The 13,650-nt window shown below is 63.8% G+C and carries 10 protein-coding genes; 8 read left to right on the forward strand and 2 right to left on the reverse strand.

Annotated features, from left to right (window positions below):
- Positions 1–388 precede the first annotated feature (388 nt).
- From IT350_09230 to IT350_09250, 5 genes are all read left to right on the forward strand, one after another.
- Positions 389–1,024, forward strand: coding sequence for a TetR/AcrR family transcriptional regulator (locus IT350_09230; protein MCC6158223.1), 636 nt, complete (start codon positions 389–391; stop codon positions 1,022–1,024).
- A 54-nt stretch (positions 1,025–1,078) separates the two neighbouring features.
- Positions 1,079–1,645: an elongation factor P gene (gene efp, locus IT350_09235; protein ID MCC6158224.1), complete on the forward strand. Its 567-nt coding sequence runs from the start codon at positions 1,079–1,081 to the stop codon at positions 1,643–1,645.
- Between the two features lie 234 nt (positions 1,646–1,879).
- The gene (locus IT350_09240) at positions 1,880–3,376 is read left to right on the forward strand and encodes a hypothetical protein (protein ID MCC6158225.1); all 1,497 of its coding nucleotides are present in this window, start codon (positions 1,880–1,882) and stop codon (positions 3,374–3,376) included.
- A 190-nt stretch (positions 3,377–3,566) separates the two neighbouring features.
- A complete protein-coding gene (locus tag IT350_09245) occupies positions 3,567–4,499 on the forward strand; it encodes a hypothetical protein (GenBank protein MCC6158226.1) in 933 nt (310 codons plus the stop codon).
- 120 nt (positions 4,500–4,619) lie between these two features.
- Positions 4,620–4,889: a hypothetical protein gene (locus IT350_09250; GenBank protein MCC6158227.1), complete on the forward strand. Its 270-nt coding sequence runs from the start codon at positions 4,620–4,622 to the stop codon at positions 4,887–4,889.
- A gap of 18 nt (positions 4,890–4,907) precedes the next feature.
- Here IT350_09250 and IT350_09255 read toward each other — a convergent pair whose 3' ends face one another.
- Entirely contained in the window at positions 4,908–6,365 is a 1,458-nt protein-coding gene (locus IT350_09255) for an ankyrin repeat domain-containing protein (protein MCC6158228.1), read from the reverse strand.
- A 143-nt stretch (positions 6,366–6,508) separates the two neighbouring features.
- Between IT350_09255 and IT350_09260 the strand changes: the two genes are divergently transcribed.
- Together IT350_09260 and IT350_09265 are read left to right on the forward strand one after the other, a co-directional pair.
- A complete protein-coding gene (locus IT350_09260; protein MCC6158229.1) occupies positions 6,509–7,903 on the forward strand; it encodes a hypothetical protein in 1,395 nt (464 codons plus the stop codon).
- The gene (locus IT350_09265) at positions 7,893–9,185 is read left to right on the forward strand and encodes a hypothetical protein (protein MCC6158230.1); all 1,293 of its coding nucleotides are present in this window, start codon (positions 7,893–7,895) and stop codon (positions 9,183–9,185) included. Before IT350_09260 ends, IT350_09265 begins: the two co-directional genes overlap by 11 nt.
- Positions 9,186–9,247: 62 nt before the next feature.
- On the opposite strand, the gene gyrA is transcribed toward IT350_09265, so the two are convergent.
- On the reverse strand, positions 9,248–11,803 hold the full coding sequence (gene gyrA, locus IT350_09270) for a DNA gyrase subunit A (protein ID MCC6158231.1): 2,556 nt from the start codon (positions 11,801–11,803) through the stop codon (positions 9,248–9,250).
- A gap of 182 nt (positions 11,804–11,985) precedes the next feature.
- Between gyrA and IT350_09275 the strand changes: the two genes are divergently transcribed.
- Entirely contained in the window at positions 11,986–13,290 is a 1,305-nt protein-coding gene (locus IT350_09275) for a hypothetical protein (protein ID MCC6158232.1), read from the forward strand.
- Positions 13,291–13,650 lie beyond the last annotated feature (360 nt).

Here is a 13,650-nt window from a genome sequence, read left to right on the forward strand (position 1 = left end):
TCCGCGTTTCTTCCTCGAAAGCCAGGGCGGTGCCCTCTACCCACTGACATTGGCAAAGAACCTCTTTTTTTAGGCGCGGATCACCAGCGCCTGATCCCCCGCGAGCTGCTCCGGATCCGCCACCCGCTTGCGAAACGTCTCGACGCCCGCGCGTCAACGCCGCGACATGCCCGCGACAATGCCGCGATCATGGGGATTTGGGCGCATGGGGGCAAGGGCGCGAAGACAGCCGGAGGTGCCTTCTTGCCGCTGCTCGTTCCGCGATGATGCGTTCCAGTACGATTCCGTCGAACCCCCGACCCATCTGGTCGCGCCGGGCGAATTCGGGTAATAACTGCCCGAACGGCCAAAGTTATTTCACCTCCGTTTACATTTCTCGCGAGGCCCCATGACAGCGACCAAGGATACGCGCCGATCGACCAAGGGCAAAGCGCGCCGGGAGCAGATTTTGGAGAAGGCGGCGCGCGAGTTTGCCGCGCGGGGATACCACGCGACCACAATCGCCCACATCCTCGACGGGTTGGGGATCGCGCGCGGCACGTTCTACCTCTATTTCGAAAACAAGCGGGCGATCTTCGACGAACTTGTGCAGTCGCTCATGGAGCGCCTCGCGGGAGCGATCCGCGTGATCGACCTGCATGACGCGGAACGGGACCCCCACGAGCAACTGCACGACAATCTCGTGCGCGTGTTCACGATCCTGCTGGAGAATCGCGGAGCGGCGAAGATCCTGCTCGAAGGCGGCGGCGGGGCCGACCCCGAGTTCGAGAAAAAGATCGACGAGTTCTACGCGCAGGCCCGGTTCCTGCTCAAGCGGTCGCTCGAGCACGGGCGCCGAATCGGCCTGCTGCGTCCCATCGATACCGGCTTTTTCGCCGACTGCGCCCTCGGCGCGGTGCGCGAGGTCGTGCGTCACGCGTTGTCCAAGCCGCCCGGCGAGATCGACGTGGCGCGGCTCGCCGCCCAGCTCATCGACTATCACACGCACGGTGTTTTCGCCGAAAAACCCGCGCCGACCGCTTGACGAAAAGCTCGTTCGCCGTTACGGGCTTGGCGCGATCCAAGATCGGGAGTTTTCATGATCATCACCGCGACGCGAATCCGGGCGGGAAACATCATCGACATGAACGGCGATCCCTGCCGGGTGATGGCCGTGCAGCACGTGGTCACCGGGCGCGGCTCGGGCGGCGTGCAGACCAAGATGCGCAACCTGCGCACGGGAACGCAGTTCGAGCAGCGGTTCCGCTCGTCCGAAACCGTGAGCGAGGTCGAGCTCGATCATCACGAGATGGAGTTTCTCTACCGGGACGACTCCGGTTTTCATTTCATGAACACGCAAAGCTACGAGCAGATCAGCCTGACCGAAGAGGTGCTGGGCGAGACCGCGAAGTGGCTTCAGGAAAACCTGCGCATCGCGATGCTGTTTTACAACGAGCAGGTGGTGGGCGCTTCGCCGCCAAAGACCATGGTACTGCGTGTCGAGGAAACGAAACCGCGAATGAAGGGCGCCACGCAGACCGCCATGCCCAAACCCGCGAAGCTCGAGAACGGTGTCACCGTCGCGGTGCCCGAGTTCGTCGAGGCGGGCGACCTGATCCGGGTGGACACGATCGAGGAGGCCTACGTCGAACGCGTGAAGGAATAGGCTCGTCCGGCCCAACCGGCTCGTTCGCTCTCATGCGTTCGGACGTTTGTGCCGATAGATTGCCGATCCTGCGCGCGGGGAAACGGGCGGGGCGCTTGCGTGCCCGGTCCGGTCCCGTGTTAGGATGTAGCGCGCGGAAAAGGGGATCGGCGTGGATCGCCCCCGGCACGAAAGGCCGGCGGCGGTCTGACAGGACCCCGGGACGAGAGAACCCGTTCAAAAGGAACGCCGGAATTGGCTGCCGAGAAAAACTTCGCCCTTGAACGCTATTTGCAGATCATCTGGTATCGCAAATGGCTGCTCGTGGTGCCGATCGTCACGATGGTGCTCGTCACGGGCGTCGGCAGCCTGTTTCTGACGAATATCTACCGCTCGTACACCCTGATCCTCGTCGAGCCGCAGCAGGTGCCGCAGGAGTTCGTGACGTCCTCCGTCAGCATGTCGGTGGAAAAGCACATGAACACCATCCGGCAGCAGCTTCTGTCGCGGTCGATCCTCGAACGCGTCATCAACGAATACAAGCTCTACCCCGATCTGGTCGCGCGCAACGTGCCGATGGAAGAGATCCTCGAACTGATGCGCGCGAACATCGAGCTGCGCGTCGAGGGCAAGGACGCGTTCACGCTCTATTTCCAGGGTCCCGATCCGCACTTGGTCATGCAGGTGACCAACAAAATGGCGAGCCTGTTCATCGACAGCACCATGGCGACCCGCGAGCAGCAGGCGGGGGAGACCGTCGATTTCCTCGAAACGCAGGGCAAGGAACTCAAGGCGACCCTCGACAATCTCGACCAGCAGATCCGCGCCTTCAAGCAGCAGCACATCGGCGAATTGCCCGAGCAGATGGAAGCCAACCTGCGCACGATCGAACGGCTCCAGATGCAATTGCAGGTGAACTCCGATTCGCTGCGCAGCGCGCAGGACCGCCGCACGCTCATCTCGGCCCAGCTCGCCGAAATGCGCCAGAAGAGCGTGATCTCCGGCAAGGGTGGAGAGGTCGTCGGGGCGGATGTGCAGCTCGAGCAGCTTCGTGCCGAGCTCGCCAATCTCCAGCTTAAGTACACCGACGAGCATCCCGACGTCATCAAGCTCAAGAGCCGCATCGCCACCCTGGAGAGGCGGCTCTCTGAACCGGTCGAGGACGGCGGCGGCGGCGCGGTCACCAGCAGCCTCGAAATGAGCCTGCGCGGCGCGGATCTCGAAATCCAGCGCGTCGGCGCGGAGCGCGCGAGCCTGCAGGGTCAGGTGGCGCTCTACCAAAAGCGCGTCGAGGGCGCGCCGCAGGTCGAGCAGGATCTGCAGGTGCTGACCCGCGATTACGAAAACACGCAGACCGCCTATCAGGACATTCAGAAGAAGCTCACCGAGGCCAAGCGCTCAGCCGACATGGAGTCGAAGCAGAAGGGCCAGCAGTTCCGGGTCATCGACCCGGCCCAGCAGCCCAAAACTCCCTACAAGCCCAACCGACTGTACATCGCCATCGTCGGGTTCGCCCTCGGCACGCTGATCGGCATGGGCGCGGTGTTTCTGGCCGAGCATTTCGACGACAGCTTCAAGGACCCCGAGGAGATGGAGGACGCGCTGGGCATGACCGTGCTCACGGCGGTCCCTCTCATCGACACGCAGGAGGACCTCGAGCGCCGGGCGCGGACGATGCAGGCGGCGATTGTCGTCGGCATCGTGCTGGCGGCGGGCCTCGTCGTCGTCGCGGTCGTGAAGTTCATCGTTTAGGCCGCGCGCGCGGGCGAAGAACCGACCGTCCCCCCGATTCCGCAGGATCAACCCCCGGAAGACCATTCGACGAAGATGTGTCCGCGCTTGCCGAATCGGGCGTCGAATGCGTCGAGAGTGCTGGGTTGTGGAGGCGCCGGGCGTGTATACTCCCGAGAGTGCGGTCGAAAGAGACGCGAAGGAGCGAATGATGACGAGTCGGAAAGTGATCTTGGCGACGATGATCGCGGCATGCGCCGTGCTTTCGGTGGCGTCCACTCCCACGCACGCGGGTTTCATCGATTTCGAGAGCGGCGCCGACGGCCTGATCATTTACAGCCAGATCCCGGGCTTGGAGTTCACCAATACCGCGGGTTTCGACTGGCTCTACGGCGATTGGCGCACGAACACCTACAACGGCGCCTATCCGAACTGGGCCGTGGACGACATCTATCCGTTCGAGACGCAGTACTATTCCAACGGCAACTTCTTCGCCTGGCTCGGCACCGATCAGGGGAACGGCAAGGTCACCTTCACGCAGTCCTACGCCACCTACTTCGAACTGGGTTATTCGGTGAGTTCCGGCATCACCCTCACGGCCTACGACGAGTTCGGCGGCGTGCTCGATCAGGCTGTCGGCGTGACCAACAACCTGGGAACCGGAGTGATGGACACGCTTCGCGTCGAAGCGCCGGGCATGGCCCACGTGATCATTTCGGGTACGGGCAACCAGTGGCTCATCGACGACGTCTCGACCGACGCGATCCAGGAATGCCTGATCGACGACAACTGTGACGACCACGACTTTTGCACCGGCGTCGAGACGTGCGTGAACTACCAATGCGTCGAGGGCGAGCCGGTGGTGTGCGAAGACGACGGCCTTTTCTGCAACGGCGAAGAGACGTGTTCGAATGTGTCGGAGTCCTGCGAGCATGCGGGCAATCCGTGTCCCGAGGGCGAAAGCTGCGACGAGGATGCCGACACCTGCGTTGGCGACGACTGGATGCCCGACGACGATGACGATGACGCCGACGACGATACATCCGAGGACCTCGTGAAAAACCCCGGCGCCGAGGAGAAGGACGACGAGGCCGGATGGCCCGAGGGCAAGATCACCGGTGGCTGCTGCGGTTGCGGCGATTGACCATGCTTGGGCGATGCCTACTCATGTGCGCTCGCCGAGACGGAAGATATTGAATTTTTAGAAGCGACATGTCATGATGGCGATGTAACGCTCGTCGGGGGACGAGCCGGGGAGTGCGCCATGAAGATCGACGCCCATCCAATTTCGGGAGAACGGGTCAAGGCTCAGGCCAAACCCGCCGCCGCCAAGCGCGATCGGTCCGAGCCGTCCGCGCCCACGCGTACCGACTCCGTGGAGCTTTCGGACTCGGCCAAGTCCGCGGATGCGCCCCTCGCGTCGATCGATGACGCGCTCGCCCTTGTCGAATCACTCGGGCCGTTGCCTGCGGACGCGGAGAGCGTCCACGCCGCCACGGGCGCGGATCACACCTGGGAGCTCATGCGGGTCTAGTGGTTTAGGCCGCAGGCCTCAGTTTGTCCCGGTATCTCCGGCATCGCCGCCGGATGAATCCTTCGAATCGTCCTTCTTTTCCTCGGATTCGCCCTGCTCGTCCTCGGGCGGCGGGACATCCTGCACGTCGCCGAAATCCACCATCACCGGGTTGATGAGACTTCCGATCTCGCCATCGTCGCCCTCCGGCGGCGCGGGTGTTGGTGACGGGGTCGGTTCCGCCGCGGGAGCGTCCGTCGGCGCGGACGAGGCGTCGACCGGGGGCGTTTCGGCGGGCGCGGGATCGGGCACGAGACCTTCCATCAGATGGACGTTCTCGGGATTCGTCCCCGCCGCGGGTGCGGCTGGGCCTGCAGGCGCCCCGGGGGCCGCGGCCGGTGCTTCGGGCTCCTTCGGCGCTTTTTCCGGCTTGCTCAGGAACACGCGGATGTCCTGAATCAGATCGGCCCGGTCCTCGCCCTCCGCGTATTGGAGCGGCGTGCGTCCGTGGATGTCCGAGAGCCCCGGGTTCGCACCGGCCTGCATGAGCAGTTCCACCGCGCGCACGTTGCGATGGTTCGTGAAGAAATGCAGGGCGGTCATGCTGGTGTCGATCGTCTGTTTGTTGGGGTCGGCGCCCGCCGCCAGCAGGAGTCTCGCGGTGGCCCGGTCGTTGCGGAACGCCGCTAGCAGCAGCGGCGTCATGCCGGTCTTGCTGTTCACCGCGTTCACGTCCGCCCCGGCCTCGATGAGCGGCACCACCGAAGCGATCTGCGTCTTGTCGGTCGCGACGTGTAGCGGCGAGGTGCCGTCGAGGGCGGGAGAATTCGGGTCCGCGCCCGCCGCGATCAGCGCCTTGATGGCCGCGTCCTTGCCCGACGCCGCCGCGCGATGGATCGGCAGGAAGCCGGCCTTGTCGGGGATTTTCAGATCGGCTCCGGCCTTCAGGAGAATGCCGATCACGTCCGCCCGTCCCTCCGCGGCGGCCATGCAGATCGGCGTTTCGCCCGTGCTGTCTTGTTTGTTCACGTCGGGAGTGTAGAGCAACAGGATCTCGACGAGGTTCGGGACGCCTTTTTCGGCGGCGTAGTGCAGGACCGTGTGGCCCTCGTTGTCGGCGAGGTTCACGTCCGCGCCCCCTTGCAGCAGGGCTTGGAGCGCGCCGCCGCGCCCGTGCCGCGCGGCCAGCATCAGTGCCGTGTAGCCGTGGTCGCGGTCGGGCAGGTTCACGCTCGCCTTGGCCTGCACCAGAAACATCACGCAGTTCGTGTAACCCCAGCGAGCCGACAGGTGCAGGGCGGATTGGCCCTCGTCATTCAGTTCATCGATGTTCTTGAAGTCCTTCTTGCGCAGAAGGTCGGCGAGCAGCGTCACGTCGCCGCGCTCGGCGGCACTGTGGATCGTCACGCGCTGGTTGTAGTCCCACTGGGCGGCCGCCGGACCGCCGAGCATCGCCGCGGCAAACACCGCGATCAGCCATAACAAAATCTTTCGCATCGAAGCGTGCAGCTTTCCCGCCCCTGAAAAAACGGCGCGACCGTACCAAAACGCCGCCGCGCACGCAATGCGAGAGGTCAGCCTTGATTTTTCGGCGACCGGGGCCTATCAATCGATCGAGTTTCCAACCCGGAGCCGCGCACGTGATCGAGGACCGCATCCCGCTTTTCATCAGGGACTGCAACCCTTACGAGACCATCGACCCGACGGACCGTCGTTGGGTCGATCTCGACAAGAACGGCGTTCGCGGAGATATCTCGTCCACGGACGAACTGCTGGCGAAGGTCCTCGAAGCCGACAAGGCGGGCGAAAACGCCTCCATTCTGTTCTCCGGTTTCAGCGGGGGCGGAAAGAGCACCATCCTGCGTCAGGTGCGCAACCGGCTCATCGAGGAGAAATTCGATGTCCTCCTGATCGACAGCGAAGACTTCTTCAGCCTCGACATGCCCGTCGAGACCTACGAGGTCCTCCTGACGATTGCCGGAGCCCTCGACGAGCGCATTGAGTGGCCCGATAAGGAAAAGCAGGGCTGGTGGAGCCGCTGGGCGAATTTCCTGACCTCGAATGTCGTCGTCGCCAACGTCAAGTTCAACGTCCCGCTCGTCGGAGAATTTCAGGGCGAAATCAAAAAGAATCCCGAATGGCGAGAAGCGCTTCAGGAGATGATCGAGCGGCAGCAGAAACAACGCCCCATCGTTGAGCTGTGTCGCGGATTCATTTCGGAAGCCATCGCGGCATGGCGCGATCAACACCGCGGTCGACGCGGTCTCGCCATCATCTTCGACAGCCTCGAGAAACTTCGCGGGTCCGAGGCATCGAAAATCCGAAAGAGCATTGTGAACGTCTTCCACCGTTTCGGACCCGATCTCAACCTCCCCTGCCACACGATCTATTCGATTCCTCCCTGGCTTCGGTTCACGAAGACGTGGAACACGATTAACGGACGATTCAGCGCGTTCGTTCAGCTTTCCATGATCATGGTTTCAAAAAAAGAGCAGAATCGAGAAGCTCTCGAGAAGGGCATGGGCCGAATCCGCGCGCTGATCGAGACCCGCGTCCCCATTCGCGACATCTGGGGCGACATGGCGCATCGCCATCTCGACGATCTCGCCGCGACGTGCGGTGGATATCCGCGCGACGCTCTCCTGCTCATCCGTAACGTGCTCTCCGACTGGCGATCGGTCATCTACCCGGATCTGGCGCCGGAGCCGCGCCTCGCGAGGATCTTCGACCGCGCGTTCGCCCAGCTTTGCGAGCAGTACGACACGTCGCTCTGGAAGCCGGACGGGGAGATGCTGAGCGCCATCGAGGACTCGTTCGACGTTCCGCTCGGCGACGAGCCGGGTGTGACGGGCGAAAGCGAGGACAGCCTCGACGACCGGCGCATCGCGCGCCTCGCGGAACTCTTCGACAACCATTTCGTCATCTGTTACCGAAATGGCGGCGGGTCCTGGTGCGACGTGCACCCGATCCTGCGAAAGCGCTCGGACCGCTATCAGCGGATCAAGGCCGAACTGCGCGCGCGTCATGGCGGATGAGCGCGCCGGCGTCGATCTGGGCCCGGCCGGAGAGGAAAACTGGGCTTCGCTGAAGTCCGCGCTGGAAGCCGAATCGGGGTTCGATCTCTTCTTCGTCATCTCCGACAACCGGTTCGCGCGCGACGAGATTCGCCGCCGCGTGCGCGAAACCGCGAAACCACCGCTCATCGAGCGGATCTACGAACCACCGTCGGGGATATCACGAATCGCGGGCGATCTGGTCGAAATCGCCGAAACGCTCGGCGACCGACACGCGATCTGGGTCGAGGGCCGCGGCCCGGGGCCCGAGATCGATGCCGCATGGAGGAAAGGGCTCGCGCGGCTCAATGAGCGGCGAAACACCGTCATCCGCAAATGCCCGCACGCGGTCCTGATCGCCGGGGACCGTGACTTCTACGCTCTCGTGTCGCGCCGCGCGCCCGACTTTTTTTCTGTGCGCTCGCGGGTGGACTTCTTTCCCGATCCGCCCATCGATCCGGCGATCCGGGAGACGCGGCCTTCATTCGGTTACGCTCCCCTCGCCCACGATTTGCAGCCACCATCATACTATCTCGAATTGGCGGCGGGTCTTGCAAACAACGAACGTACGGCCGACCTGGAGCTACACGCCAAGATGCTCTTTCAGGCCGCCAGAAGCCACGAAATGCACGGTGACTGGGACGAGGCGCTCCGGGTGCTTCGCAACGACGTTCTCCCCACATTCGAGCGCCTGGGCGACGTGCGCGAGCGCGCGGTGACGATGGGCAAGATCGCGAACATCATGCAAAGTCGTGGCGAGCTCGACGAGGCCCTGCGCACTCTACGCGAGGACGTACTCCCCGCCTTCGAGCGCCTCGGCGACGTGCGCTCGCGCGCGGTGACGACGGGCAAGATCGCGGACATCCTGCAAAGCCGCGGCGAGCTCGACGAAGCCCTGTGCATCCGCCGCGAGGAAGAGCTCCCCGTTTACGAGCGCCTCGGCGACGTGCGCTCGCGCGCGGTGACGACGGGCAAGATCGCGGACATCATGCAAAGAAAAGGACTACATGACGACGCGATCGCGATGCGACGTGAAGAATGCAAGACTTATGAACAACTCCGGGATGCGGTCAGCCACGCGCAGTGTCAGTTCGAAATCGCGACGAATATGGCGGAGAGAGGCCGCGCGGAGGCTGCGAAGGAGGTTCTCGAACTCGCGTTGTCGGCTTATGCGGCGTTCAAGCGGCTGGGGCTGAAGGAATGGGTTGAAGGAATCGGTGGGGTTCTGAAGGAGATGGGTGTTCCACTCGACCAGATCGAGTGAGTCATAAAGGCACAGCACAGCCGGGGGCGGCTGTGCCGCATGACGGAACCGGTTCGACCCACTCAGACTTCTTCCGAGCCGTCGTCGGGTTCGTCTTTGCCCGCGTCTTCCATGCGCGCGTCTTCGGCGAACGGCGAACCCGTCTCAATCGGCGCGGGTGGATGTGGCGGCGCCTCGGGAAGGTCCTCGTCGCGATCGGGGTCTTCGAGGCGCGATACCGCGATCAGCCGGTCGTCGTCGGCCAGATCGACCAGACGCACGCCCTGCGTATTGCGGCCGATGACGCTGATGTGCTCGACTTCGATGCGAATGATCTTTCCGCTCGCCGAGATCATCATCAAGTGCTCGCCGTCGCCGACCTGCATCACGGCCACCACGTCGCCGTTGCGCTCGGTGGTCTTGATCGTGATGACGCCGCGGCCGGCCCGGCCCTGGGTCGGATATTCGTCGAGCGGACTGCGTTTGCCGTAGCCGTTTTCGCAGATCGTCAGCACCGACTTCTCGGGTGCGATCACGCACGCGTCCACCACCGCGTCGCCCTCTTCGATCGCGATGGCCTTGACACCGCGCGCCGTACGGCCCATCGGGCGAACGTCGTCCTCGGCGAAACGAATGGACAAACCGCCGCGCGTCGCGACCAAAATGTCCTGCGTGCCGTCGGAAAGCCCGGCGAAAACGAGATCGTCGTCCTCCTCGAGGTCGAGCGCGATGATCCCCGCGTTGCGGACGTTGGAGAACGCCATCAGGTCGGTCTTCTTGATGAAGCCGCGCCGAGTGACCATGACGATGTAGCGGCCCTCGACGAATTCGCGGACCGGCAGGATCGCCTGCACCTTTTCCTTGGCGTCGGACAGATCGATCAGGTTGATGACCGGCCGGCCCCGGCTCGCGCGGCCCGCCATGGGAATCTGATAGACCTTCAGCCAGTAGAGCTTTCCAAGGTTGGTGAAGACGAGGAAATAGTTGTGCGTGGTGGCGACGTAGAGCTGTTCGACGAAGTCGCCTTCCTTCGTCTCCATGCCGATCACGCCCTTGCCGCCGCGCCGCTGCGCGCGGAACTCCGTGAGCGGATTGCGTTTGATGTAGCCCTCGTGGCTGACGGTGACGACCATGTCCTCTTCGGCGATCAGGTCCTCGACCGTGAATTCGCCGTCGTCGTCCACGATCACCGTGCGGCGCTCGTCGGCATAGCGTTCACGCAGTTCCCGGAACTCGTCCACGATGATGCCGCGCAGCAGATTCGCGTCGCCCAGCACCTGCGCGAGCCACGCGATGCGCTCGAGCAGTTCGTTGTACTCGGCCTGTAGCTTCTCGCGTTCGAGGCCCGTCAGTCGCGCGAGGCGCATGTCCAAAATCGCCTGCGCCTGCCGGTCGGAGAGCGTGAAACCGGCCATGAGGGCGTCGCGGGCCTCGTCCTGCGTGCGCGAGGCGCGGATCGTCGTGATGATCGCGTCGATGTGGTCGAGGGCGAGCAGCAGTCCTTCGAGGATGTGCGCGCGCGCCTCTGCCTCGCGCTTCTCGAATCGGCACCGCCGCGTGACGACCTCTCGACGGTGCTCCAGAAATTCCTCGAGCATCTCCTTGAGCGAAAGCGTCCGCGGCCGCCCGCCGACGATGGCGAGCATGTTGATGCCGAAGGTGATCGAGCACTGCGTCAGACCGTAGAGCTGGTTGACGATGACGTTCGACGCCGCGTCGCGCTTGAGGTCGATGACGACGCGCAGACCGTCCTTGTCCGACTCGTCGCGCAGATCCGAAACGCCCTCGATCCTCTTGTCACGAACGCACTGCGCGATCTCCTCCATGAGCCGCGCCTTGTTGACCTGAAACGGCACCTCCGAGATGACGACCGACTCGCGCTCGGTCTTCGGGTGCGTCTCGATGTCGATCTTCGCGCGCACCGTGACCTTGCCGCGCCCGGTGGCGTATGCCTCGTAGATGCCCTGGCGTCCGTAGATGAAGCCGGCCGTGGGGAAGTCGGGGCCGGGGATGTGGGCGATGAGGTCGCGCAGCTCCATCGCGGGGTTTTCGGCCAGCGCGATGAGCGCCGAGAGCAGTTCGCCCAGATTGTGCGGAGGGATTTTGGTCGCCATGCCGACGGCGATGCCCTCGGAGCCGTTCATGAGCAAGTTGGGCACGCGGGTGGGCAGAACGGTCGGTTCGAGCTTCTTCTCGTCGTAGCTCGGCTTCCAGTCCACGGTCTCTTTTTCGATGTCGGCCAGAATCTCGGACGACACGCGCCGGAGACGCACCTCGGTGTATCGCATGGCCGCGGGGGGATCGCCGTCGATCGAGCCGAAATTCCCCTGCCCGTCCACGAGCAGGTATCGCATCGAAAAGTCCTGCGCCATGCGCACGAGCGAATCGTAAATGGCCGCGTCGCCGTGTGGATGGAGCTGACCCATGACGTCGCCGACCACGCGCGCCGACTTCACGTACGACCGGTTGTAGTGGTGCGACGCCTCGTGCATCGAATAGAGGATGCGCCGGTGAACGGGCTTGAGCCCGTCGCGCACGTCGGGCAGCGCGCGACCGACGATGACGCTCATGGCGTAATCGAGATAACTCGACCGGATCTCGTCCTCGATATTCGTCGCGATTTTCTGGTCGGAAACCATGTTCGTCCGATCTGGGTGGTGAAGCGACGCGGCAACCGGAAACGGCCGCCAAACGGCGCGCGCCCGTGTTTCGCGTTCGTGGCGCGCCTTTGTACGAAACGCCGCGCGAGGGGTCAAGTTGGCCGGCGGGCCGATGAACTGGGGCTTGCGTGCCGTTCCGGGATTCTGATAAGGCCGGGGGAGTGATCAAACGTCCGACCACTTGGCTTGTCGTCGCATTGGCGCTCGCGTTCGCTCGCCCCGCCGAGGCGCGGAACTATCAGAACTACCCCATCGGCGAGCGGGCGGCGGGGATCGGCGGCGCGTACATCGGCATCGCCGACGACGCCTCGGGCGCGTACCACAACCCGGCCGGGCTCGCCCTCGCCGGGTACAACCAGTTCAGCCTGACGGGCACGGTGTACGGCTACTCACGGACGCGATACGAAAACGTCGCCATCTTCGGCGCCGACGGCACGAGCGGCAGCCTCGAAACATTTTACGCGAACCCCAATTTTTTCGGCACGGTCTATCGCCTCGACCGGGCGGACGACGCCGCGCCGACCTTCGCGTTTTCGATCGTCACGCCCGACTTTTCCGTCACGCACAGCCAGCTCGATCTGGAAGGCGGAGTGGTCACCGCCGCGTCCGACGAGCGCGTGCAGACGTACTGGTTCGGGCCGTCGTACGCGCGACGGCTGTCGAAAACCGCGGCGCTCGGGGCGACAGCCTATGGGCTGTTCGGGCAAGAGCAGTACGACTCGCAGTGGTCCGGCAAGATCGGGCCCGACGAACTCGACGTGCTCGACGACCGGATCCGGCTGATGGGCTTCTCGTCGGAAGATCGCCAGACGCTCGGCGTGCTGGCGTGCGTCGGGTTGCTCGCGCACTGGAAAGACGCGCGGCTCGGCCTCGTGGCGCGCTCGCCCTCGGCGCAGGTCTGGGGGAAGGGGCGCTACCTCTTCGAGTCGCTCTCCACGTATCAGGGACAGACCTTCGATGACGATGCAAACACGAAGTTCGCGCCCCGCCGCGTGGAACCGGCCATGCTCGGCGCGGGCGCGTCGTACGCGCTGGGGCCCGTGGTATTGGCCGCCGACGCCAAGTATCACACGGCGGCGTCTTACGACGATGCGGACAAGTCGTCGGTGAAGCAGAAAATCGAACTGCGTCCTGTGGTGAACGTGAACCTCGGCGCGGAATGGAGCGTGAACCGAACGGTCGCGCTGCGCGGCGGGTTCTACACCAACGAGTCCGCGCTGCGCGCCGACCCCGCGAACGACACCCCCGCGATCGACATGAACGGCCTGACCGCCGGCGTCGGCATCCTGCACAAACAGACGACGTTGAACGCGAGCATCAATTACAACTGGGGATCGGGTGAGACCTTCGTCGATTCACTGTCGGTCGAAAACGGCGACATCGTGACGACGAGCCGCCGAATCGACATCACGGTCGAGGCCACCAACATCGTCCTCTCCACGACCTATCGATTCGGCGCACGGTGACAGATGGAACGGTTCTACGCCCGTGGGGTCGTGGGTCAGTTTTGCGCCGAGCGATTCGATTGTCATTCCGTCCGGAGCGATGCGGAGCGGAGAGCCAGCCCTGAGCGAAGTCGAAGGGAATCCCTTTGATTCGCGAAGTGGGAAGGGATTCCTCGACTCTCCGCCTCGCCGTCGCTTCGGCGGATCGCTCGGAATGACGTCGCACGCGTTAAACTGACCCACTACCTTTTCGTCCCCAAATCCGCGATTGATTTTGATCGGCAATAAAAAACCTCGTTGAATCCGGTAGGATGGCGTTGCTGAGACGCTCCGCAGATTTCACCAACGAGGTGATTCCATGATCGCGCAAACCGTCCTTCC

The organism is Deltaproteobacteria bacterium, assembly GCA_020845895.1.
In the GTDB taxonomy this organism is placed as follows: domain Bacteria; phylum Lernaellota; class Lernaellaia; order JACKCT01; family JACKCT01; genus JADLEX01.

Excerpts from the sequence above, each read along its gene's own strand:
- IT350_09230 (MCC6158223.1), top strand. The coding sequence starts at position 389 with ATGACAGCGACCAAGGATACGCGCCGATCGACCAAGGGCAAAGCGCGC.
- efp (MCC6158224.1), top strand. The coding sequence starts at position 1,079 with ATGATCATCACCGCGACGCGAATCCGGGCGGGAAACATCATCGACATG.
- IT350_09245 (MCC6158226.1), top strand. The coding sequence starts at position 3,567 with ATGACGAGTCGGAAAGTGATCTTGGCGACGATGATCGCGGCATGCGCC.
- IT350_09250 (MCC6158227.1), top strand. The coding sequence starts at position 4,620 with ATGAAGATCGACGCCCATCCAATTTCGGGAGAACGGGTCAAGGCTCAG.
- IT350_09255 (MCC6158228.1), bottom strand. The coding sequence starts at position 6,365 with ATGCGAAAGATTTTGTTATGGCTGATCGCGGTGTTTGCCGCGGCGATG.
- IT350_09265 (MCC6158230.1), top strand. The coding sequence starts at position 7,893 with ATGGCGGATGAGCGCGCCGGCGTCGATCTGGGCCCGGCCGGAGAGGAA.
- gyrA (MCC6158231.1), bottom strand. The coding sequence starts at position 11,803 with ATGGTTTCCGACCAGAAAATCGCGACGAATATCGAGGACGAGATCCGG.